The following is a 19,924-nucleotide window of genomic DNA, read 5'->3' on the forward strand; positions in this document are numbered from 1 at the left end:
CTCAGGCCCTCCCCTGCGACGCGCCGTTGCCGCGTCCATCACCACCGAGGATCGCCGGCACGTCGACGCCGGTCGTCTCGCGCAGCGCGCTCATCACCGCCGCGACCATCTTCGGGTAGGTCGCCGCGTAGCTCGCGAGCGCGCTTCCATCGCCCTGATCGAGCACGTTCACCTCGTCGACGGACACGTTCTCGAGCGAGCGCACGACCGTGCCCACGATCTCCTCGAGGTGCTGGATGACGTAGATCTCGCGCGCCTGCGGTCCCATCGACTGCCAGGCGTCGCTCATCAGCGCGAGGATCTCCGCCGCCGCCGCGCCGTTCTCCGCGGTGGGCGCGGCCGCGCCCTTCGCGAGGATCTGCTGCGCCTGGCGCTGGAACTCCGCGGGGATGACGACCTCGGCCTGGAGGCGACGCCCCTCGAGCGCGGCGCGCACTTCCTGGAGCTGACGCTCCGCCATCGCGCGCGCCGTCTTCGCCGCGGCCTCGGCCTCGCGCTCGACGGCCTGCGCTTCGCCCTCGAGGTTCGCCTTGAGCGTGCGCAGCTGGTTCTGCTTCTGCTGGATGACCATCTGCGCGGTCGCGCGCGCGACCTCGGCGCGACGCGTCGCCTCGGCCTGCGCCTGCTGCGTCTCCTGCGCGGCCTGCGACTCCGCGTTCTCCGCGTCGCGCAGCGCCGCCGCGATCACCGGGCGACCGATCGAGTCGAGATAGCCGGTCTGATCGCTGACGCTCTGGATCTTCAGCGTGTCGAGCGCGAGCCCGAGCTTCTGCAGATCGTCCTCGGCGGCGTGGATCAGCTTCTCCGCGAACTTGAGGCGATCGGTGTTCACCTCTTCGGGCGAGAGCTGCGCGAGCACCTCGCGCAGCGCGCCCTCGAGCGTCTGCTGCGCGACGACCTGGATGTCGCGCTGGCCACGGCCGAGGAAGCGCTCGACCGCGTTGCGGATCCACCGCAGGTCGCCGTGGACCTTCACGTTCGCGATCGCGTGGATCTGCAGCGGGATGTTGCCGCGCGAGTAGGCGTTCTCGACGACGATGTCGATCGGGATGATCGTCATGTCGAGGCGATCGACCTTCTCGAGGATCGGGATGCGGAAGGCGCGATGCCCGCCCTTCACGATGCGGTACCCGAGCTCGGTCCCGTCCTCCATCTTGTAGCGCTTGCCGCTGAAGACGAGCGCTTCGTTCGGCTGCGCGACGTAGAGGAACTGCTTCACGATCTGGATCAGCACGAGCGTGCCGATCGCGATCACGATCGCAGCGCCGACGACCATCCAGAGGATCGACGGATCGATCGGGAACTGCTGCGCCTGGACCGGTGCGTACGGGTCCTGATAGGGCTGATATCCGTACTGCTGCATTCTCTCGCTCTCCCTCCGATCACGCTCGCTCGTGACGCGCACGATCGAGCGTCCTCGCCTCTCGCGCCGCGGCGCAGACCCCCCGCGCACGCAGCCGCCCCGACTGCCGGCAGGCAGCCGAGAGCGTAGACGATCCCCAGCGCGGAGATCAGGCTTTGCTGAGACGGTCGGGCGTGAGGCGCGCGACCTTCGCGCGCGTGCCCTCCATCTCGACGACGATCACTTCTTCCTCGAGCGCGAACGACGCTCCGTCGATCGACACCGCGAGCAGATCGATGGTGCTGCCGCGCACCTCGACCCGGACCTTCCCGGTGCGCCCCGGACCGAACGCGACGAGCACGCGCGCCGTCTTGCCGACGTAGTCCTGCGTGGTCGCGGCGCTGTTCGAGTCGTCGGCGCGCACCCGGCGCATCAGCCACACAGCGCCGCCGCCCGCACCGAGGCCCATCGCGAGCGCGAGGATCGCCGCGACGATCGTGCTCGCCACGAGCCCGAGCCCGTCGAGCACGACGCCCGTCAGGCCGAAGAACGCGAGGAAGAACGTCCAGAACCGCAGCGAGAGGAACGCGACGAGGAAGGTCTCGAACCCGCCTGGCGCGTCGTGCCCGTCGGCGCTCGCGGCGCCCTCGGTGCCGTGCGATCCGTCGCCGTGCGACTCACCGCCGCCCAGCAGCATCGACGCGCCGAGCAGCACGCCCCCGAGCACCAGCGCGAATACGTAGACGTAGATCAACGGCTCCCCTCGCTGCTCCGGTGTACCAGCCTCGCGTCTCGGCGCTCAACCGGATGCTGTGGGCACACATTCCAACGCTTCGTGAAGTGATGCATCGTGACGCGCGCGCGAGGATACGCGGCGCCCCCGGCCTCGCTCCCCCGCGGCTTGCTTGACCGTGCAGAGCGGCGCCGTGTACGCAGGGGCGCCATGTCGGACCCCCTCGATCTCCTGCGCGAGAAGCGACTCGCCGCGATCGTCCAGGCGCCCGAGCGCGCGGCGCTCATCGCGCGCGCGGAGGCGGCGGCGCGCGGTGGGATCACGCTGCTCGCGCTGCCGGTGTCGGTCCCGTTCGTCGCGGAGATCGCGGCGGAGATCGCGGATCGCACCGACGCGATGGTCGGGCTCTGCGAGGTCGTGGAGAGCGAGCACCTCAACGTCGCGCTCGCCGCGGGCGCCGAGTGGGTGATCTCGCCGGTGTTCGACGCCGAGCTGATCGCGGCGTGCCGCCAGCGCGGGCTCGGGATCGTGCCGAGCGTCGCGACGCCGAGCGAGCTGCTCGCGGCGAGCCGCGCGCACGAAGGGCCGATCGCGATCTATCCCGCGGGCGCGCTCGGCGGGCTCGACTACGTGCAGCGCCTCGCGCGGGTGCGTCCGAGCGTGCCGCTGGTCGCGGCGGGCGGCATCGGGCCCGACAACGGGCCGCAGTACCTCGAGGTCGGCGCGGCCGCGATCATCGTCGACGTCGGGCTCTTCCCGGCGGAGAACGATCCCGCGTCGCAGGAGATCATCGCGGTGCGCGCGAGCGCGCTCGTCGAGATGTGCGGCCTCGCGCAGCCCGGCATGCGCGCGTCGCGCCCTTGAGGCGCGACCGCGCTCGGACGAACGTCAGCGCGCGCGATGCCCGCGCGTCGCGCCCTGGACCTTCTCGCCCAGGAACGCGCCGAAGAGCGACAGCATCACGCCGATGAAGCCCCCGACCACGTACGCCATGATCGTGGGGTCGAGGCCGCCTCCGGGCTCGCCCGGCGTGCGCCACATCAGGTACCCGATCGTCGGGATCGTCGCGATCACCGCGGCGAGCGCGGGCTCGAGGAACGTGCGGCCCGGCGACACGTAGCCGACCACGATGCCGCCGATGAACCAGGTCAGCGACGAGATCAGGATGCCCCACACGTTCTGGAACGGGTCGTACGCGGGGATCACCGCCGGGAGCACCGCGAGCGCGATCGCCTGGAACACGAAGTAGATCACGAACGCGATCGCGACCCACTTGAGCTCGAACCCCGTCTGCTGGTTCCTGCGCGCGGCCTCTTCCTCCGTCGAGTAGTCGGCGGAGACCGCCTCGAGCTTGGCGCCGCAGGAGACGCAGCGCGTCGCGTCGAACGCGTTCTTGAAGCCGCAGACGTGACAGACGATCGGGTCCTTCGAAGCCATCGAGGTCCTCTTCCTCTCGCGCCTTCCCCCGCGATCGCGCGGACGAACGGGGCCGCATTGTCGCGCTCCTACCCGTAGCTCCGCAACTCCGAAGCGAAACGGAGAGCCTCACGACGTGGCGCGAGGACCCTCGCGTGGCGCCCTGCCCCCACGAACCGGGCCCCGCGGAAGCAGTCCGCGCGAAGCCGTGGGCGGCACCTCGCTTGCTCCACACCGGAGCACCCGTTCGAGCCCCGAGCCCAGGAGGTCGTTCGATGGTCGACATCACGAAGACGATCGCGTCGATCGGCAATCGTCCCGAGGTCCGCAAAGCCGTCCGCTCGCTGCGCGAGGTCGGCGTGGGCAACGCGATCGCGGCGGTCGGCATCGTCCCGGTCGTCGGCACCGCGCTGATTCCCGGCGTGTTCGCCGCGGGCGCGTTGTTCGGCGCCGCGGCCGCGCTCGTCTTCACGCCGCGCACCCGCGAGGCGCTGAAGAAGGACATCGACGAGATGCTCGAGCAGCTGCGCGCCGGCGGGCGCGAGGACGCGGCGACCGCGGGCTGACGCAGCGGCGCGCGGCGACGACGACGCGATGACCGACGCCGACGTCGAGCTGCAGGCGCCCCCGCCGACGCTGCGCGTGATGACCTACAACACGCACGGCTGCGTCGGCACCGACGGAGTGCGCGCGCTCGAGCGCATCGCGGACGTGCTGCGCGCGTGCGACGCCGACGTGATCGGTCTCCAGGAGATCGACGTCGGGCGCACCCGCAGCGGCGGCCTCGACCAGGCCGAGGCGATCGCGGTGCGCCTCGGCATGAGCCACGTGTTCGGCGCCGCGCTCTACGACGGCCGCGGGCACTACGGCAACGCAGTGCTCTCGCGCCATCCGATCGAGCACGTGCGCACCGAGAAGCTGCCGACGTGGCGCGCCGTGAGCGAGCCGCGATGTTTCGTCCACACGCGCGTCGCCGCGCCGGGCGGCGAGCTCGACGTCGTGGTCACGCACTTCGGGCTCGGTCCGATCGAGCGCATGGGCCAGGCGCGCCACGTCGCGGCCGAGATCGAGCGGACGTCCTCGCCGCACACGGTGCTGCTCGGCGACTTCAACTGCGGGCGTGGGTCGATCGCCTACCGGCGCCTCACGACGAGCCTCGCCGATGCGCAGCAGCTGGGGCGCCCCGGGTACGTCTGCGCCACGTATCCGTCCTGGCGACCCATCTTGCGGATCGACCACGTCCTGGTGGGCGCCGGGCTCGAGGTCCTCGCCGCGGAAGTCCCGAACAAAGGGCTGGTTCGCGAGGCGTCGGATCATCTCCCGGTCGTCGTATCCGTGCGCCGGGCGCGCGCGGTGGAGCGTGCGCGCGGACGCCTCGCGTGAGGCGCGGTGCCACAGCAGGGAGCACGCAGTCAGGGCGTGTCTTTCGCGATCTCGACGTGATCTCGGCCCTCCGCGCCGTGGCACCAGCCGTGCAGAACGGCCCCGCGCACCCCCCGACGAACCCGATGGTTTCTCGACGCGCGTGGCCCCGGAGGCCCGCGCTCCTGCACGTCTCGGAGGAACGATGTCGATCCACAGCGCACGCGAAGGTTCCCTCGGCGCATATCTGCGCGCGGTCACCCGGATTCCCATGCTCACCCGCGAGGAAGAGCGCGATCTGGTGACGCGGATGAAGTCGACCGGCGAAGAGTCGCTGCGTCGCCGTCTCGTCGAGAGTCACCTGCGCCTCGTCGTGAAGATCGTGCGCGGCTACCCGGCGCTCCAGCGCTGCATGATGGACGCGATCCAGGAGGGCAACGTCGGCCTCCTCGTCGCGGCCGACCGCTTCGACCCCGAGCGCGGGGTGCTCTTCTCGACCTACGCGTCGCTCTGGATCCGCGCGTACGTCATCGCGTTCCTGCGTGATCGCCTGCGCGTCGTGCGCAGCTCGACGACCCGCGCGGGCCGCCGCCTCTTCTTCAACGTGGGCCGCGCGCACGCGTCGCTGCTCGCCGAGAACATCGAGCCGACGCGCGAGGCGATCGCGGAGCGCCTCGGCGTGGACGCGAGCGAGGTCGAGTCGCTGCTCGCGCGCCTCGAGAACCGCGACGTGAGCCTGAGCGCGGCGACCGGCGACGGAAGCCGCCGCACGGTCGAGGACACGCTCGCGAACGATCTGCCGGGCCCGGAGGAGGTCGTGGCGGCGCACGAGGAGCGCGAGCGCGCGGTCTCGGCGATCAACCACTTCCGCCAGCAGCTCGGCGATCGCGACGCGTGCATCTTCGATCACCGCCTCGTCGCCGACGAGCCCGCGTCGCTGCGCGCGGTCGGCGAGCAGATCGGCGTGAGCGGCGAGCGCGTGCGCCAGCTCGAGCGCCGGCTGCGCGACCGGCTCGCGGATCACCTGCGCGCCTGCGCCTGAGAACGTCGCGTCGGTGCGTCGGATGAAGCCCGCGCGTCCCTCCGGGGGGACGACGCGGGCTTTGTGTTTCGACGGGTCGACGTCCGGGGTCGGGGGTGGGCGGGCCGAGGTCGCGGTGCGCGCCAGACGATTTCGTCGAAAAGCGGGTGCCGACGACCCCCCGCCAGACGATTTCGTCAAAAAGCGGGTGCCGACGACCCCCCGCCAGACGATTTCGTCAAAAAGCGGGTGCCGACGATCCCCCGCCAGACGATTTCGTCAAAAAGCGGGTGCCGACGACCCCCCGCCCGACGATTTCGTCAAAAAGCGGGTGCCGACGACCCCCCGCCAGACGATTTCGTCAAAAAGCGGGCGCCGACGACCCCTCGCTGGCCAGACGGAAACGTCCGAGTCGAGCGAGCGTGCGCGGTCGCGACGCGCGCGACGCGGGGACGAGCTCACCCGAGCAGCCGGCGCTTCGTCGGGACCAAGCACGCGATGGCGAGCACGAGGTCCTCCGGCGCGAGCGGCTTGCGGACGTGCGCGTGGAAGCCCGCGCGCGCTGCTTCGTCGACGTGGTCCTCTTCGCCGAGCGCGGTCACCGCGAGCGCCGGGACGCTCGCCGCGCGGCCGCCCCGCGCGCGCACGCGGCGCATGAGCTCGAAGCCGTCGACCTCGGGCATCGACAGGTCGCTCACGATCACGTCGAACGACGCGCCCGTGTCGAGCACCTCCAGCGCCGCGCGCGCCGAGCCGACGGCGTGCACGTCCGCGCCCGCCTCGCGCAGCGCGATCGCGTGGAGCTCGAGGATGTCGGGGTCGTCCTCGACGACGAGGACGTGGGCACCTTCGAGCGGCCTGACGGTCTTCACGATCATGGCGGCGTGCGCGTTGGCAAACGACGTTCCGTCGTGCGTCGCGTCCGGCTCGGGCGCGACGCACGGCGGGTCCGCGTGATCACGCGAGCCGGCGCCGCGTGGCGAACATCATCAACACGAGCAGCAGGATCGCACCGAGCACCGAGCCGATGAAGCCCGCGGCGTGCACCTGCAGCGCCGTGTTGCCCGCGAGCAGGTTGCCGACCAGGCCACCGACGAACGAGCCGGCGACGCCGAGGAGGATCGTGCCGGGGATGCTCATGGGCTGCGAGCCGGGCACCACTGCGCGCGCGATGAAGCCGACGACGAGACCGAAGACGATCCAGGTCAGGATGGTGATCAACATGGGTCCTCCAGTCGCTCGCGCGTCGCGTCTCCATCGAACGCGCCGACGTCGAGCGCTGCCTCGTGCTCAGCAACGAAGAGGCCATCCGAGGACTCGCGTCTGCGCCACGCCGCCCGTCGTCGCAGCGGCGCGTCGTGCCTCGCGCCGACGCGGAAATCCCGGTCCTTCGGCGAGGGCACGCGTGCTGCACTCGGCCTCACGCGGGAGCAGGAGGACGAATCGGTCGTATGGAGCGGCACCTCGCGACGAAGGGATCACGCGGCAACACGCGACGGAGCGTGCGGCACGCGGCCACGATCGCGCTCGCGATGCTCGCGTCGGCGCTCGTTCCAGCGTCGGGCGCGCGGGCGCAGCAGTACTACGAGCCGCTGCCCGAGGGTTACTACACCGACGATCGCGTGCGCTTCGCGGTCGACGGTCTGCTCGGCGGAATGGCGGGCGCGGAGGGCGGAGTCGGCGGCGGCGTGTCGGTGCACGTCGGGCTGCAGCTCAACGACATCGTCGCGACGTACGCGGTGCACCGGCTCTGGCTCGCCGATCTCGTCGCGAGCGATCGGGGCACGTTCGCGGTGTCGACGAACTCGGTCGTGATCGACCTGACGCTCTTCGAGCACGTGCAGTTCGGCGCCGGGCCTTCGCTCGACGTCGGCATCGGCGGGCTCTGCGGCCAGGACGCGAGGCGCTGCGACGGCCTCGGCGATCTGCACCTCGGGCTCGAGGCGCGCCTCGCGGTGGTGCTCGGCGAGCGCACGCGCGCGCGCCGGCGCGGCCTCGTGATCAGCGCGAACGTCCACCCGATCTTCATCGATCGGAACGTCACGGTCGTGATCATGGGGCTCGCGGTCGGCTACCAGATGTACTGACCCGCCGGTCGTGAGCCCGCCGCGAGAGAGCAAGCGGGGCTGGGGCCCCGCGCGCAGCGTTCGGGATGGGGGGCCCCGATCCGGCTTCGCCGGTCGGGGGGAAGGGGTCATCCACGACCCTTCCGAGACTCAGCTCTCGCGATGGTGGGGCACGACGAGCACGGGCATCGGCGCGGTGCGCACGACGCGCTCGGCGGTGCTGCCGAGCAGCAGGTGCGCGAGCCCGGTGCGCCCGTGGGTGCCCATCACGATCATGCCGGCGCCGATGCTCTTCGCGAGCTTCACGATCTCGCGCGCGGCGGTGCCGGTGACGACGTGCACGTGCGGCTCGAGGCAGAGCTGCGTCGCGAGCTGACGAAGGCTCGCGGACGCCTCGCGCTGCATCTGCGGCAGCGGCGGGCCCATCATCTCCTGCGGCGCGAGGCCGATCTCGGGCACCGGCATCGCCGGCATCGGGAGCGGGACGACGTGCGCGAGGTGGACCTCGGCGCCGAGATCGCGCGCGATCGACGAAGCGAAGCGCGCGGCAGCCTCGGAACTCGCCGAGAAGTCGACGGGGCAGAGAATGGCCGCGATGTTCACGTAGACCTCCGGCCCGTTCCCAGCACGGGCGGTGCCACGCGCGGAGGTGCGGCGCGCCTCGATCGTGCGCGCGCGGGCACGCTCGCCACGGGCTCGTCGTCGACCCACGGCGGCGCGCCCTCGCGGGCCCTCACGTGGCCGCCGCGCATCGCCACGACGCGCGTGAGCTCGGCGCCGAACACCAGGATCTGCCCGGAGAACGCGAGCCAGAGGAGCACCACGATCACCGAGCCCGCCGCGCCGTACGCCGCGCCGACGTCGACGCGCGCGAAGTACGCGCCGAGCAGCGCGTTGCCGATGCTGAAGAGCAGCGCGGTGACCATCGCGCCGATCCAGGTCTCGTGGAGCTCGACGTGGCGGTGCGGAGCGCGCCGGAACGCGAGCGCGAACGCGAGCGTGAGCACGCCGATCGAGAGCATCGCGTGCGCGCCGCGCAGCGCGAGGTGCACCGCGACGCCGCGATCCGCGAGCTGCACGGTGATGAGATCGAGCACCGTCTGCGCGACGAGCGAGCCCGCGATGACGAGCCCGAAGCCGAGCACCAGCACGAACGAGATCGCGCGCTGCACGACCATCCAGCGCACCGCGCCGCGCACGCTCTCGTGCTCCTTCACCGGCGCGTCCCACACCGCGTCGAGCGTCGACTCGAGCTGCGCGAACACGCGCGACGCGCCGAGCGCGAAGAGCACGAGGCCGATCACCGTCGCCTCCGAGCTCGCCGCGCTCGCCTCGTCGGTCCACGCGCCGACCATCGCGGCGGCGCGCTCGCCCGCGAAGCCCTCGATCGCGCGCATCAGCTGCATGCGCGCGTTGCCCTCGCCGAACACGACGCCGGCGATCGCGACCGCGACGACGAGGAGCGGGGCGATCGAGAGCAGCGTGTAGAACGCGAGCGCCGCACCGAGCAGGCTGCCGCGGTGGCGCTGGTAGGACGCGAGCGCCTCGCGCACGACGGCGACGAAGGCCCGCACCACCCCGATCGCGCCGTGGCGGACCTCGGTGCGCGCGTGGTGCCACATCGAGGCGGGGTCGGAGCAAGCACGATGCCCTCGAACGCGCGACGCGAGCGGGGCGATGCGCCTCGGTCCACGCGCGATGTTCCGGCGCATCACGCGCGATTCGCGTGGCACCCCCTCTGCTACTCGGTCTGACCGACTGCTTTCCGACGTCTCGTGGAGGACACGTGGAAACTCGGACCGTTCCCGCTCACACGCCGCGCACCACGCGCAACGAGTCGATCACCCGCTGGAGCCGCAGCGCGCGCATGGTGCTCGGCATCGTGCTGGCCGTCGTCATCGTGACGTTCGCGGTGTCCGCGATCGCCAGCTTCGCGGTTCCGACGCCGCCGGAGAGAGTGAGCCTCATCCACTGGAGCCTCTTCGTCGCGACGTTCATGCAGTACTTGCTCTGCCTGTTCTTCATCTCGTTCGCGGCGCAGAACCCGCGGAGCGACAACCGAGGGCTCTGGATCGCGGGGATGGTGCTGCTCCCCTGGGGCATCCTGCCGGTGTACTGGTGGGCTCACGTCTGGAACGCCCCTTACGTCAGCGATCCCAGCCACGACTACAACGTGCCGGGCGGCCAGCTCACGCCGCAGGCGGACTGAGGCGCGGGCGCGACGCCCAGGTCGCGTCACGGGCCGAGACATTTTTCACCACCCGGGGCGGTGTGCCTCGCCAGTGATCCCGCCCGGCTGCCCTGATCCGCAGGAAAGCCGGGCGTCCTCGCGTGGTGCGCGCCTTGCTGTGGCAGCGCCTCGAGGTGCGACGAGAATCGGTCACCGTTTCTCGGAAGGATCCGGTGCGGGGAGAGCGCGGCGACGTGCTGGGACCCCTCGCCGACATCCTTCCGCACGTGGTGTGGGAGACGGACCCGCGCGGTCAGCTCACCGCCGTCAACGCTCGTTGGGTCGAGTACACCGGCGTCTGCGCCGACGACTCGATGCGGCTCGGCTGGTCCGCCGTGCTCCATCCCGACGACGTCGGCGCGCGGCTCGGGACGCGGCCCGATGGGTTCGGCGACACCCAGATGTCGCGCGTCCGCGTGAGACGTCGCGACGGCGCGTGGCGATGGCACGAGCTCCGCGCGTGCGCGGTGCGCGAGAGCGACGGCACGCTGAGCCGGTGGGTGGGAACCCTGACCGACGTGCACGACGAGCAGAGCTCCGGCGAGACGACGTTGACCGACCGACCCGACCGAACCGGCGCGATCCCGCGCACGCCGCCGAACCACGAGCGCGCGATCCTCGACGCACTGCTCGGCCAGGCGCCGATCGGCATCGCCATCCTCGATCGCGAGCTGCGCTACCTCGAGGTGAACGAGGTGCTCGCGCGCATGAACGGTCGCGCGCGCGACGCGCACCTCGGGCGCCACCTCGACGAGATCATCGACGCCGAGAGCGCGGCGCGCGCGAAGGAGATCGCGGCGGAGGTGCTCGCGTCGGGCCTGCCCTCGCCGCAGCTGCACGTGCGGTGGCGCGTCGGCGTCGGGGACGGCGCGGCGCCGAAGGTGAACGACGGGCTCGCGAGCTACGTGCCGGTGCGCTCGGGCGAGTCGATCGTCGGCATCGCGGTGATCATCGTCGACGTGACCGACGAGCGGCGCATGGCCGAGGCGCTCGCGGAGAGCGAGCGCCGGTTCCGCATGGTGCAGGACGCGTCGCACGAGGGGTTCCTCGCGCTGCGCGCCGAGCGCGCGGAGGGCGCGGGCGGGATCACGCTGCGCTGCGTGTACGCGAACCACGCGGCGAGCGAGACGCTCGGGAGCGAGCGCACGATCGCGGGCGCGGATCTGCGCGAGGTGTGGCCGGAGATCGAGCAGTCGATCCTCTGGGGGCTGCTCACGCGCGTGCTCGACGGCGGCGAGGCGCAGAGCGTCGAGGTCGCGCGTCCGACGCGCGGCGCGGGCTCGTGGTTCCAGTGCTGGGTCGCGCCGCTCGGGCCGGACGAGGTCGCGCTGCGCTTCGACGACATCACGGCGCGCAAGCGCGGCGAGCAAGCGCTCGCGATCGTCGGCGAGGTCACGCGCGCGCTCGGCGCGTCGCTGGTGCGCGAGGAGATGCTGCAGGGCTTCGCGCGATCGGTCGTCGTCGAGATGGCCGACGTGTGCGCGGTGCACCTGCGTGACGCGACGGGGCGCGTGCGCTGCGTCGCGACGGCGGACTCGCGCACCGACTCGCCGGACACGCGCGCGATCGCCGATCTCTTCCGCGACGACGAGAGCGCGAAGCACGGGCTCGGCGCGGTGCTGCGCACCGGGACGAGTGATCTCGTGGCCGAGGTGACGCCCGACCTGCTGCGCTCGGTCGCGCGCGACGACGACGCGCGGCGCGCGCTCGAGGGGCTCGGCACGCGCGCGTGGATCTTCGTGCCGCTCTCGGTGCGTGGTGAGGTCGCGGGCGCGCTGACGCTCGAGTCCGCGCAGGCGGGTCGTCCGTACGACCTCGCGGATCGCTTCATCGCGGAGGAGCTCGGCCGTCGCGTGTCGGCGGCGCTCGAGAACGTCCTGCTCTACGAAGAGGCGCAGCGCGCGAACGCGCTGAAGGACGAGTTCCTCTCGATCGTCTCGCACGAGCTGCGCACGCCGCTCTCGACGATCCTCGGTTGGTCGAAGCTGCTGATGGACGATCCCAAGCCCGCGCAGGAGCGCGTGCGCAAGGGGCTCGAGGTCATCCAGCGCAACGCGCAGGCGCAGGCGCGCATCGTCGACGACATCCTCGACACGTCGCGCATCCTCCGGAACAAGATCACGCTCGATCCCAAGGTCGTGCCGGTCTCGGCGCCGATGGAGGAAGCCGTCGATCTCGTGCGCAACGGCGCGACCGAGCGCGGGATCGAGATGGCGCTCGACGTCGATCGCGCCGCGACGGTGCGCGGCGACGCGATGCGCCTGCGCCAGATCTTCTTCCACCTGCTGACGAACGCGGTGAAGTTCACGCCACAAGGCGGCCGCGTCACCGCGCGCGTGGTGCGCGACGGGAACGCGACGATCGCGCAGGTGATCGACACCGGCGCGGGGATCGATCCGTCGTTCCTGCCGTTCTTGTTCGATCGCTTCCGCCAGGCCGACGCGAGCTCGACGCGCAGGCACGGCGGGCTCGGGCTCGGGTTGGCGATCTCGCGCAAGCTCGTCGAGCTACACGGCGGGACCATCTCGGTGCAGAGCGAAGGGCTCGGGCGCGGCGCGACGTTCACGGTGCGCCTGCCCGACGGGCGCGCCTCGAGCGAGCCGGGCACGTCGCCCGGCATCAGCATCGCGCCGCGCGCGAAGACGCCGGATCTCGTGGGCGTGCGCGTGCTGCTCGTCGACGATCACGACGACGCGCGCGAGCTCTACGGCTCGGTGCTCTCGCTGCGCGGCGCGCGCGTGACGCTCGCCGCGTCGGCGGCGCAGGCGCGCGCACGGCTCGCCGAGTCGCGCTTCGACATCCTCGTGAGCGACATCGCGATGCCCTACGAGGACGGGATCTCCCTGGTGAGCTTCGCGAAGAAGCACGATCCCGTGATGCAGGCGATCGCGATCTCCGCGTTCTCGCAGCCCGACGACGTCCGGCGCGCGCTCGAAGCAGGGTTCGAGCACTACCTGACGAAGCCGGTGGACACGCACGAGCTCGTGACCAAGGTCGCCGAGCTCTGCGACGTGCGGACGTCTTCGTACGGCTGAGCACGCGCGCGGCGGGCGCGCGCGTGCTCGTCGTTTCGTCCGCGTCAGGTGCGCAGCGTGGGACGGCGGCCCGCGACCAGGCTCAGCACCGCGAGCGCGAGGAACCCGACGAACAGGATCTTGCCGATCGTCGCAGCGCCCGCCGCGATCCCGCCGAAGCCGAAGATCGCCGCGATGAGCGCGAGGACGAAGAACACCACAGACCAGTACAACATGACGATCTCTCCTCCGTGATCTGCCGTGAAGTGCTCGTGATCTCTGCACGAGGTCCACTGCACGGCAGATGCCACGGAGGGCCCTGCGGAATCACGCCACTAGGACGTGCGCTGGGCCTGCGAAGCGCGGCGCCGCTGCCCCAGCGCGCCCGTCGCGACACCACCGATCGCGCCCATCGCGCCGCCCGCGAAGCCCGCTGCGTGCACGCCCCAGAGCGGCTCCCCGACCAGGTGGTTCGCGAGCGCCCCACCGATCAGCGCGCCGGTCATCCCGAGGACGAGGGTCACGTCGACGTCGATCGCGCCGTCGTCTGGAAGCAGCGCGTGGGCGAAGAGCGCGAAGAGGAACGCGACGACGATCCACGAGAGAATCAGGACTGCCATGGAACCCTCCGGGAGCCACCACCACGTCGGATGTGACGGGTGGTGCGTTCGTCGGGGCCCGCGTCGTCGATCGTGCGGATGGGCGCGCGCGTGGGATCCTCGACCCACGCCCGTGCGCCGCTCGGCAGACCGAGATCGCGCGCGAGCACGGCGAGCGCCTCGGCCGCAGCCGCCGCGCTCTGGTAGCGCGCGTTGCGGTCGACCGCGACGCAGCGCTTGACGATCGACTCGAGCCAGGGCGGACACTCGGGGCGCTTCTGGCGGACGGGCGGGAGCTCGTCGATCTCGAGCTCGGGCTCGACCGCGTAGCGCTCCACGAACGTCGGCCGCGGCGGCACCGAGCCGGTGAGCGACTCGTAGAGGACGACGCCGAGCGAGTAGACGTCGGCGCGCGGATCGACGAGCTGCGCGCGCAGCTGCTCCGGCGCCATGTAGCTCGGGGTGCCGACGAGGAAGCCCTCGCCCTGATCGCCGCCGGCATTTCCGCGCAGCCGGCGCGCCACACCGAGATCGATCAGCTTCGCGCGCACGCCGCGACGGCCTGGCTTCAGCATGATGTTCGAGGGCTTCACGTCGCGGTGGACGATGCCGTGCTGCGCGAGCGCGCTGAGCCCGGCGAGCACCTGCCGCGCGAGGTCGACCGCCTGCGCGATCGTGAGCGGTCCGCGATCGAGCCGCTCGCGGAGGGTCTCGCCCTCGACGAGCTCCATCACGAGGTAGGGCTCGCCCGCGGACGTGCTCCCGACGTCGAAGATCTTCAGCACGTTCGGGTGCCGCACGAGCGCGCCGATCTCGGCCTCGGTCAGGAGCCGCGAGCGCAGGTCGTCGGCGATCGCGGAGCGCGGATCGACCGAGAGCGTCTTGATCGCGACCGGGTAGCGCAGCCGCGCGTGCTGGCCTCGATAGACGCCGGCGTGGCCTCCGCGACCGAGCAGCGCGGTGATGCGCCACCGGCCCTCGAGCACGTCGCCGGGCGCGGGCCCACGGCTGATCGACGATCCTTCCTCGCTCATCGCGATGCTGCTGCCCCAGCGGATTCCGAGAGCACGGCGAGTGCCACGCGAGGCGCGGCTTCGTGGGTGAGATCGCGAAGGAAATCAGGGCTCATGCGACGTCGAGAATCGAGAGGCGCCGGGCCCGAATGGGGCGCGGCGCCTCGTGGTGGTGTGCGGGTCTCACGCGCGTGCGGCACCTCGTGTCGAGAGCGCCGCGCGCGTGGTGTGGGCTCAGAGGAAGAGCCAGTCCTCTTCCCAGTCGTCGTCGTCCCACACGTCGTCCGCGCGCTCTTCGCGCGCCGGTGCGGGCCGCGTCGCGGGCTCGGGCTGGAATGCCGGGCGGTCGCGCTCTTCGGTGTCGAGTCCGATCATCTGGTGCTTCCTCCCTGGTCCCGCGACTTCGCCCGTCGCGCGCGTGCCGCTCTGCCGAGCAATCGCGGGGCCACCTCGAAAACCGTGAATTCCAAGGGATCGGCGCGGTGCTCGCCCTGGCGAGCGGGGCGATGCGTCGCACTGCGTGGCGACTTGCCCGCGCCTCGTCGCGAGAACGTCCCCGTCGCGCGTTCAGCGTCGCGCGAGCGCGCCTCCCCGACCTCAGCCGCCGCCCGCGAGGGCCATGCACGCCATCCATCCGGCGGCGAACGCCGAGCCGACGAGCGTGAGCCCTGCGAGCACGATCGCGCTGGTCATGCGCGCGGTCGAGACCTCGTCGCACGGCATGTCCGCGATCGCCGCGGCGCTCATCGCGTAGCTGCCGGCGGCGAGCACGCGCGCCTCGGGCGTGGTCGCCGCGATCTCGGCGGCGTGCAGCCTCGGGCGCACGCCCGACGTCGCGTTCTCGTCGGCGTCGTGCGACTCGTTCGCGCGCACCCAGGCGAGCAGCACGCGCTCGAGATCGTCCACGAGCTCGCGCGCGCTGCCGTGACGGTCGCGCGGCTTGCGCGCCATCGCGCGATCGAAGACCGCGTCGAGCCCGGGCACCGAGAAGCCGAGCTCGCTCGGACGCCGCGGCACGCTCTCCGCGATGTAGCGGAGCGTCGTCGTCGCGGGCGCGCTCGGATACGGGAGATCCCCGGTGAGCATCTCCATCGCGATCACCGCGAGCGCCCAGCGGTCGCAGGCGGGCCCGACGAGATCCTCGAGGCCCATCGCCTGCTCCGGCGACATGTACTCGGGCGTGCCGACGACCTCGCCGTAGTCGCTGAAGGTCGAGCTCTGGCGGAGATCGCGCGCGACGCCGAAGTCGAGCACGGTCACGAAGTCGCCCGCCTCGAGATCGACCATCACGTTCTCGGGCTTGAGATCGCGGTGCACGATGCCGTGCGAGTGCGCGTGATCGATCGCGATCGCGAGCTGACGAAGCACGTGGAGCGTGCGCTCCACGCCGAAGAGCCCGTCCTGCATCATCAGCGTCGCGAGGTCGGCGCCGGGCAGGAGCTCCATCACGAGGTAGCAGCCACCCTCGGGCAGGATCCCCCAGTCGAACACCTGCACGATGTGCGGGCAGCGCAGCGCCGCGGTCGCGATGGCCTCGCGCTCGAAGCGCCCGGCGAGCATCGGATCCTCGTAGCCGGCGCGGTCGAGGATCTTCACCGCGACCGACATGCCGAGCCGGATCTGCTCGCCGACGTAGACCTTCCCCATCCCGCCGTCGGCGAGATGCCGGACGATGCGGTAGCGATCGCCGAGCACTCGTCCGATCCACGGATCGTCTCGGCGTGCGACGCGAGCCAGCTCGCTCTGGACGAGCGCGAAGTCTCGGTCGTTCGTCCTCTGCGCGGACGCGGTCACGGTTCTGCCCTCCCAACTCTCCCGAAGAGACGACGACGACGAACGGCGGCGATCAGTGCGTGAACCCCGGCGGATCGCTCGCGGGGAACGACTCCCACGACGCCTCTTCGACGACGTCGCGATCGAAGTCCTCGCCGTAGCGGCGCTCGAGATCGGGGCGCGGGGCGAAGAGCTCGTCGCGCACGTGCGTGTAGAGCTCCTCTGCCGCGCGACGCAGCACGACGCCGCCCGCCGTCGCGAGCAGCGCGCCGACGATGCCGCGGCGACGAACGCCGGAGACGAGCAGGACGCTGCCGATCACCGCACGCGCGACCGACCCGCCCGCGCCCTCGAGCGGATGCGGCGTGTGCACGTGCCGCGCGCGCTCGCTCGTGGTCTGCGTGCTCGCTCCCGCCCTTGCCGTCCCCTGATGCATCTGCCCGCTCCTCCGTCGGTTTCGAGCTCGCTCGAGCCCTCGCCGTGTGCACCGCTTCCGAGCAGGCGACGTGCCATTCGCGATGGCTTGCATTCGGGGCTGCTCGCGCACCGAGCGCGTGGCGGTGCGCCCCGAGCGAGCCGGTCCGCGTCGCGCCTCGCCCACGACGGGCCCGCGTGTTGCTCTCGATCGGGGACGAAGGAGACGACGAGAGATGGCGACCACGCACCAGCGAATGTCCCCGCGCATCGCGCGACTTCCCGAGCCCGCGCGCACGAAGGCGATCGAGATGGTCAACGCGCTCGTGCGCGACGGCAGCAGCGAGGAAGAGGCGATCGAGCGCGCGGTCGCGATGTCGGCGCAGTGGGTCTACGAGCGCGCGCCGGGCGATCTCAGCGCGCTCGAGGGCGACGGAGCCACGACGCCCGAGCGGCCCGCGGCGCCGCCGCGGCGCTGATCACAGCGCGATCGCGAGCAGCACGAAGTAGAGCGCGGCGAGCACGCCCCACGCGAGCGCGAGCGCGCGACGCCCTGCGCGCGCCGCGGCGACCGGAGCCGTCGGCGGGAAGCACGCGAAGGCGCGCTCGCGCGGGCTCGCGGCGCGCGTCCATGCCGCGGCCGTGGCGAGCGCGTGCACCAGCGCCCACGACGCGAGCACGAGCGTGAGCGCGACGTAGAGCGCGATCGACGCGGTCACTTCGACTCCTCGTCGTCGTCGGGCCCCGCGTCCTCGTCGTCGAGCTGCACCGCGTCGGGCGCGCCGGCGATCGTCGTGACGAGCTCGACGCCGAACATCGCGAACATGCCGAGCGAGCCCGGCTCGGCGTCGGTCTGCAGGCGCGGGCGGACGCCGCCCTCTCCGTCGACGAGGTGCAGATCGAGGTCGATGTCGGAGCCGAGCACGGCGATGCGCATCTCGAAGAGGCCGAGCTGGCGCCATCCGGTGCGGATGCGCCCCGACGCGCGCTCGATGTCGGCCCGCACGTTCATCGGGAGCCCCTCGGTGCGCGCCTCGGCGCGGATGCGATCGAAGCGCATCGCGATGCGGCCCTGGTCGTCGGTGTAGAAGCGCGCGAGACCCGAGGCGTCGTCGAGGTGGAACTCGGGCGCGTCCCCGACGCGCCACTCGCTGTCGAGGTCCTGGAACGCGACGTTCGCGAGGTCGAGCGTGATGCCGCGGCCCTGATCTTCGCCTTCGCTGCCCCGGTCGTCGTCGTCGTCGAACGCGCGCTCGAGGCCGAGACCGTCCTCGCCTTCGCGCTCGATCATGTAGAGCATCGCGCCCTCGATGCGCGCGCGGCGCACCGCGATCGCACCCTCGCGCACGAAGCGGCGCACGTCGGGGTCGAGCTCGATGCGGCGGAAGCGCAGCGCCTCTTCGCCCTCGGGGGTCGTGAACACGACGTCGCGCGCGCGCACGTAGTCGGTGCGCAGCTCGTCGATCTCCCCGATGCGCATCGAGCCCGGGATCTCGTTCGAGATCACCGCCTGGAGCGCGTCGGCCGCGGCGCGACGGCCCACGGGAAGCGAGAGGTGCAGACGCGCCGCCGCGACGAGCGCGAGCACGAAGAGCGCGACCGCGGCGAGCACCCCGAGGGTGCGCCGAACGTTGGAGCTCAAACGATCTCCTCCTCCTTCGCGATCCGGAGCGCCTCGAGCGTCAGGCGCACGACGAGCGGGCCGAGCATCAGGCCCCACCCGCCCGCGACGGCGAGCCCGCCGAGCATCGAGACCAGCACCACGAAGGTGTGCATGTGCAGCCGCCCCCAGCGCGCGAGCACGGGGCGCAGCAGGTTGTCGACGGTGCCGACGACGAGGATGCCGACGCCCGCGAGCAGCGCGGCCTCCGACTCGCGACCGGTGAACGCGAGGCCGAGCGCGACCGGCACCCACACGAGCGCGGTGCCGACGGTCGGGATGAACGACGCGACGAACGTGAGCACGCCGAGCACGAACGGGCGCGGTACGCCGAGCGCCCAGTACGCGGCGGTCGCGATCACCGCCTGAACGAGCCCGGTGAGCCCGACGCCGACGAAGAGCCCGCGCCCCGTCTCGACGAACGCGCCGGCGAAGCGCAGCGCGTGGCGGTGCGCGATCGGCGTGTGACGCTCGACCCACTCGAACGCGCGCGGCCCGTCGACGAGACAGAAGAACGCAGCGGTGAAGAACACGAACAGGCCGAGCACGAGATCGGCGGTCGCGCCGGCGACGCTGCTCGCCATCGTCCACGCGCGCTCGCCCTGGCTGCGGAAGACGTGCACCACCGTCGGCACGTCGAGGTCGGGGCGCGGGATCGCGCCGTCGGGCGAGACGATCGCGATCACCGCCTGGCGCCCCGAGCGCGTCCGCGTGACCTCGTGCACGAGGTCCGCGGCATCGGCGGAGAGCGACACCGCGAGCCCGAGCAGCGGCCCGAGCGAGAGCACGAGCAGCAGCATCGTGACCACCGCGGCCGCGGCGCGCCGCCCGTGGGTGACGCGCGCGAGGCGCTCGACGATCGGGCGCGCGAGCGCGGCGAACCACGCCGCGAGCGTGAGCCACGGCCAGAACGGCCAGAGCACGACGCAGGTCGCGACGAAGAGCAGCGCGAGCCCGACCCGCAGCGCGATGACGTGGCGCGGCGTCGGTGCGCCCGACGAGGTCGTCGGCGGCGCGATCGGGACGCCGGGGTAGGAGCTGCTCGGGCTCGAGACGCTCGCGCGGAGCGGCGCGAGCGCGTCCACCGATGCGCGATCGAGATCGGGCGCTCCGAGCACGGGCGCGCGATCGAATGCGTCGAAGCGCGGATCGTCGTCGAGCGTGGCAGCGGTGCGTGCGACGACGGTGGCCGGCAACCTCACCGTCGTGCGCGTCGACATCCCCCACCTCCTCGCGCGCTCTCGCGCCGCGTGCAGCCTCGTTGTGCAATCGTCGTGCGCA

At 72.0% G+C, this 19,924-nt stretch carries 25 protein-coding genes; 8 read left to right on the plus strand and 17 right to left on the minus strand.

The features are described 5' to 3' along the window. Nucleotide 1 precedes the first annotated feature (1 nt). Together DB32_RS38645 and DB32_RS38650 are read right to left on the minus strand one after the other, a co-directional pair. The gene (locus DB32_RS38645; RefSeq protein ID WP_053237670.1) at nucleotides 2–1,363 is read right to left on the minus strand and encodes a flotillin family protein; all 1,362 of its coding nucleotides are present in this window, start codon (nucleotides 1,361–1,363) and stop codon (nucleotides 2–4) included. Between the two features lie 148 nt (nucleotides 1,364–1,511). After that, the gene (locus DB32_RS38650) at nucleotides 1,512–2,096 is read right to left on the minus strand and encodes an NfeD family protein (RefSeq protein ID WP_053237671.1); all 585 of its coding nucleotides are present in this window, start codon (nucleotides 2,094–2,096) and stop codon (nucleotides 1,512–1,514) included. 189 nt (nucleotides 2,097–2,285) lie between these two features. Between DB32_RS38650 and DB32_RS38655 the strand changes: the two genes are divergently transcribed. Further along, entirely contained in the window at nucleotides 2,286–2,939 is a 654-nt protein-coding gene (locus DB32_RS38655) for a bifunctional 4-hydroxy-2-oxoglutarate aldolase/2-dehydro-3-deoxy-phosphogluconate aldolase (RefSeq protein WP_053237672.1), read from the plus strand. Between the two features lie 24 nt (nucleotides 2,940–2,963). Here DB32_RS38655 and DB32_RS38660 read toward each other — a convergent pair whose 3' ends face one another. After that, complete coding sequence (locus DB32_RS38660; RefSeq protein ID WP_053237673.1) at nucleotides 2,964–3,512, minus strand: zinc finger Ran-binding domain-containing protein; 549 nt, start codon at nucleotides 3,510–3,512, stop codon at nucleotides 2,964–2,966. 254 nt (nucleotides 3,513–3,766) lie between these two features. On the opposite strand from DB32_RS38660, the gene DB32_RS38665 reads away from it, so the two are divergent. The 3 genes from DB32_RS38665 to DB32_RS38675 all read left to right on the plus strand — a co-directional run bounded on the left by DB32_RS38665 (nucleotide 3,767) and on the right by DB32_RS38675 (nucleotide 5,895). Beyond that, nucleotides 3,767–4,057 (plus strand): hypothetical protein, encoded by a 291-nt coding sequence (locus tag DB32_RS38665; RefSeq protein WP_053237674.1) that lies wholly within the window; start codon nucleotides 3,767–3,769, stop codon nucleotides 4,055–4,057. Between the two features lie 28 nt (nucleotides 4,058–4,085). After that, a complete protein-coding gene (locus DB32_RS38670; RefSeq protein ID WP_053237675.1) occupies nucleotides 4,086–4,874 on the plus strand; it encodes an endonuclease/exonuclease/phosphatase family protein in 789 nt (262 codons plus the stop codon). A 184-nt stretch (nucleotides 4,875–5,058) separates the two neighbouring features. Further along, nucleotides 5,059–5,895: a sigma-70 family RNA polymerase sigma factor gene (locus DB32_RS38675; protein WP_075097731.1), complete on the plus strand. Its 837-nt coding sequence runs from the start codon at nucleotides 5,059–5,061 to the stop codon at nucleotides 5,893–5,895. Between the two features lie 437 nt (nucleotides 5,896–6,332). On the opposite strand, the gene DB32_RS38680 is transcribed toward DB32_RS38675, so the two are convergent. Further along, nucleotides 6,333–6,752, minus strand: a complete 420-nt coding sequence (locus DB32_RS38680; protein WP_053237677.1) for a response regulator — start codon at nucleotides 6,750–6,752, stop codon at nucleotides 6,333–6,335. Between the two features lie 79 nt (nucleotides 6,753–6,831). Continuing rightward, a complete protein-coding gene (locus tag DB32_RS38685; RefSeq protein ID WP_053237678.1) occupies nucleotides 6,832–7,098 on the minus strand; it encodes a GlsB/YeaQ/YmgE family stress response membrane protein in 267 nt (88 codons plus the stop codon). Nucleotides 7,099–7,325: 227 nt separating this feature from the next. On the opposite strand from DB32_RS38685, the gene DB32_RS38690 reads away from it, so the two are divergent. Then, nucleotides 7,326–7,961, plus strand: a complete 636-nt coding sequence (locus tag DB32_RS38690; RefSeq protein WP_053237679.1) for a hypothetical protein — start codon at nucleotides 7,326–7,328, stop codon at nucleotides 7,959–7,961. Nucleotides 7,962–8,090: 129 nt separating this feature from the next. Here DB32_RS38690 and DB32_RS38695 read toward each other — a convergent pair whose 3' ends face one another. The 3 genes from DB32_RS38695 to DB32_RS47605 all read right to left on the minus strand — a co-directional run bounded on the left by DB32_RS38695 (nucleotide 8,091) and on the right by DB32_RS47605 (nucleotide 9,908). Then, nucleotides 8,091–8,543, minus strand: a complete 453-nt coding sequence (locus DB32_RS38695; protein WP_053237680.1) for a universal stress protein — start codon at nucleotides 8,541–8,543, stop codon at nucleotides 8,091–8,093. Next, nucleotides 8,540–9,562: a YihY/virulence factor BrkB family protein gene (locus DB32_RS38700; protein ID WP_053237681.1), complete on the minus strand. Its 1,023-nt coding sequence runs from the start codon at nucleotides 9,560–9,562 to the stop codon at nucleotides 8,540–8,542. The genes DB32_RS38695 and DB32_RS38700 overlap by 4 nt, the downstream gene beginning before the upstream one ends. Before the next feature lie 187 nt (nucleotides 9,563–9,749). Continuing rightward, nucleotides 9,750–9,908: a hypothetical protein gene (locus tag DB32_RS47605; protein WP_157070027.1), complete on the minus strand. Its 159-nt coding sequence runs from the start codon at nucleotides 9,906–9,908 to the stop codon at nucleotides 9,750–9,752. On the opposite strand from DB32_RS47605, the gene DB32_RS38705 reads away from it, so the two are divergent. Beyond that, nucleotides 9,898–10,149, plus strand: coding sequence for a hypothetical protein (locus tag DB32_RS38705; RefSeq protein WP_053237682.1), 252 nt, complete (start codon nucleotides 9,898–9,900; stop codon nucleotides 10,147–10,149). The genes DB32_RS47605 and DB32_RS38705 overlap by 11 nt on opposite strands. Nucleotides 10,150–10,364: 215 nt before the next feature. After that, the gene (locus DB32_RS38710) at nucleotides 10,365–13,205 is read left to right on the plus strand and encodes a hybrid sensor histidine kinase/response regulator (RefSeq protein WP_157070030.1); all 2,841 of its coding nucleotides are present in this window, start codon (nucleotides 10,365–10,367) and stop codon (nucleotides 13,203–13,205) included. Between the two features lie 44 nt (nucleotides 13,206–13,249). Here DB32_RS38710 and DB32_RS44715 read toward each other — a convergent pair whose 3' ends face one another. The 6 genes from DB32_RS44715 to DB32_RS38730 all read right to left on the minus strand — a co-directional run bounded on the left by DB32_RS44715 (nucleotide 13,250) and on the right by DB32_RS38730 (nucleotide 17,005). Continuing rightward, entirely contained in the window at nucleotides 13,250–13,420 is a 171-nt protein-coding gene (locus tag DB32_RS44715) for a DUF1328 family protein (RefSeq protein WP_075097732.1), read from the minus strand. A 99-nt stretch (nucleotides 13,421–13,519) separates the two neighbouring features. Further along, the gene (locus DB32_RS38715; protein ID WP_053237684.1) at nucleotides 13,520–13,804 is read right to left on the minus strand and encodes a GlsB/YeaQ/YmgE family stress response membrane protein; all 285 of its coding nucleotides are present in this window, start codon (nucleotides 13,802–13,804) and stop codon (nucleotides 13,520–13,522) included. After that, complete coding sequence (locus DB32_RS38720; protein ID WP_053237685.1) at nucleotides 13,792–14,817, minus strand: serine/threonine-protein kinase; 1,026 nt, start codon at nucleotides 14,815–14,817, stop codon at nucleotides 13,792–13,794. Before DB32_RS38720 ends, DB32_RS38715 begins: the two co-directional genes overlap by 13 nt. 213 nt (nucleotides 14,818–15,030) lie before the next feature. Continuing rightward, on the minus strand, nucleotides 15,031–15,171 hold the full coding sequence (locus DB32_RS47610; protein WP_157070032.1) for a hypothetical protein: 141 nt from the start codon (nucleotides 15,169–15,171) through the stop codon (nucleotides 15,031–15,033). A gap of 222 nt (nucleotides 15,172–15,393) precedes the next feature. Further along, complete coding sequence (locus DB32_RS38725; protein WP_157070035.1) at nucleotides 15,394–16,491, minus strand: serine/threonine-protein kinase; 1,098 nt, start codon at nucleotides 16,489–16,491, stop codon at nucleotides 15,394–15,396. A 151-nt stretch (nucleotides 16,492–16,642) separates the two neighbouring features. Beyond that, nucleotides 16,643–17,005, minus strand: a complete 363-nt coding sequence (locus tag DB32_RS38730) for a hypothetical protein (protein ID WP_053237687.1) — start codon at nucleotides 17,003–17,005, stop codon at nucleotides 16,643–16,645. A 235-nt stretch (nucleotides 17,006–17,240) separates the two neighbouring features. Here DB32_RS38730 and DB32_RS38735 point away from each other — a divergent pair, with 235 nt between their 5' ends. Continuing rightward, complete coding sequence (locus DB32_RS38735; RefSeq protein ID WP_157070037.1) at nucleotides 17,241–17,462, plus strand: hypothetical protein; 222 nt, start codon at nucleotides 17,241–17,243, stop codon at nucleotides 17,460–17,462. Here the strand turns inward: DB32_RS38735 and DB32_RS38740 are convergent, their stop codons facing one another. The 3 genes from DB32_RS38740 to DB32_RS38750 are packed head-to-tail and all read right to left on the minus strand — an operon-like array spanning nucleotide 17,463 to nucleotide 19,863. Continuing rightward, on the minus strand, nucleotides 17,463–17,702 hold the full coding sequence (locus DB32_RS38740; protein WP_053237689.1) for a hypothetical protein: 240 nt from the start codon (nucleotides 17,700–17,702) through the stop codon (nucleotides 17,463–17,465). Continuing rightward, nucleotides 17,699–18,625, minus strand: coding sequence for a hypothetical protein (locus tag DB32_RS38745; RefSeq protein WP_157070039.1), 927 nt, complete (start codon nucleotides 18,623–18,625; stop codon nucleotides 17,699–17,701). Before DB32_RS38745 ends, DB32_RS38740 begins: the two co-directional genes overlap by 4 nt. Next, nucleotides 18,622–19,863 carry an AI-2E family transporter gene (locus tag DB32_RS38750; protein WP_053237691.1) on the minus strand — a complete coding sequence of 414 codons (1,242 nt, stop codon included), beginning with the start codon at nucleotides 19,861–19,863 and terminating at the stop codon, nucleotides 18,622–18,624. Before DB32_RS38750 ends, DB32_RS38745 begins: the two co-directional genes overlap by 4 nt. Between the last annotated feature and the right edge of the window lie 61 nt (nucleotides 19,864–19,924).

Source organism: Sandaracinus amylolyticus, assembly GCF_000737325.1.
Taxonomy (GTDB): Bacteria; Myxococcota_A; Polyangia; order Polyangiales; family Sandaracinaceae; genus Sandaracinus; species Sandaracinus amylolyticus.

Bases quoted from the DNA above. Each gene is read 5' to 3' on its own strand.
- DB32_RS38680 (WP_053237677.1), bottom strand. From the start codon at position 6,752: ATGATCGTGAAGACCGTCAGGCCGCTCGAAGGTGCCCACGTCCTCGTC.
- DB32_RS38690 (WP_053237679.1), top strand. From the start codon at position 7,326: ATGGAGCGGCACCTCGCGACGAAGGGATCACGCGGCAACACGCGACGG.
- DB32_RS47605 (WP_157070027.1), bottom strand. From the start codon at position 9,908: ATGAGGCTCACTCTCTCCGGCGGCGTCGGAACCGCGAAGCTGGCGATC.
- DB32_RS44715 (WP_075097732.1), bottom strand. From the start codon at position 13,420: ATGTTGTACTGGTCTGTGGTGTTCTTCGTCCTCGCGCTCATCGCGGCG.
- DB32_RS38720 (WP_053237685.1), bottom strand. From the start codon at position 14,817: ATGAGCGAGGAAGGATCGTCGATCAGCCGTGGGCCCGCGCCCGGCGAC.
- DB32_RS38660 (WP_053237673.1), bottom strand. From the start codon at position 3,512: ATGGCTTCGAAGGACCCGATCGTCTGTCACGTCTGCGGCTTCAAGAAC.
- DB32_RS38670 (WP_053237675.1), top strand. From the start codon at position 4,086: ATGACCGACGCCGACGTCGAGCTGCAGGCGCCCCCGCCGACGCTGCGC.
- DB32_RS38700 (WP_053237681.1), bottom strand. From the start codon at position 9,562: ATGTGGCACCACGCGCGCACCGAGGTCCGCCACGGCGCGATCGGGGTG.
- DB32_RS38685 (WP_053237678.1), bottom strand. From the start codon at position 7,098: ATGTTGATCACCATCCTGACCTGGATCGTCTTCGGTCTCGTCGTCGGC.
- DB32_RS38750 (WP_053237691.1), bottom strand. From the start codon at position 19,863: ATGTCGACGCGCACGACGGTGAGGTTGCCGGCCACCGTCGTCGCACGC.
- DB32_RS47610 (WP_157070032.1), bottom strand. From the start codon at position 15,171: ATGATCGGACTCGACACCGAAGAGCGCGACCGCCCGGCATTCCAGCCC.
- DB32_RS38655 (WP_053237672.1), top strand. From the start codon at position 2,286: ATGTCGGACCCCCTCGATCTCCTGCGCGAGAAGCGACTCGCCGCGATC.
- DB32_RS38665 (WP_053237674.1), top strand. From the start codon at position 3,767: ATGGTCGACATCACGAAGACGATCGCGTCGATCGGCAATCGTCCCGAG.
- DB32_RS38715 (WP_053237684.1), bottom strand. From the start codon at position 13,804: ATGGCAGTCCTGATTCTCTCGTGGATCGTCGTCGCGTTCCTCTTCGCG.
- DB32_RS38675 (WP_075097731.1), top strand. From the start codon at position 5,059: ATGTCGATCCACAGCGCACGCGAAGGTTCCCTCGGCGCATATCTGCGC.
- DB32_RS38645 (WP_053237670.1), bottom strand. From the start codon at position 1,363: ATGCAGCAGTACGGATATCAGCCCTATCAGGACCCGTACGCACCGGTC.
- DB32_RS38735 (WP_157070037.1), top strand. From the start codon at position 17,241: ATGTCCCCGCGCATCGCGCGACTTCCCGAGCCCGCGCGCACGAAGGCG.
- DB32_RS38730 (WP_053237687.1), bottom strand. From the start codon at position 17,005: ATGCATCAGGGGACGGCAAGGGCGGGAGCGAGCACGCAGACCACGAGC.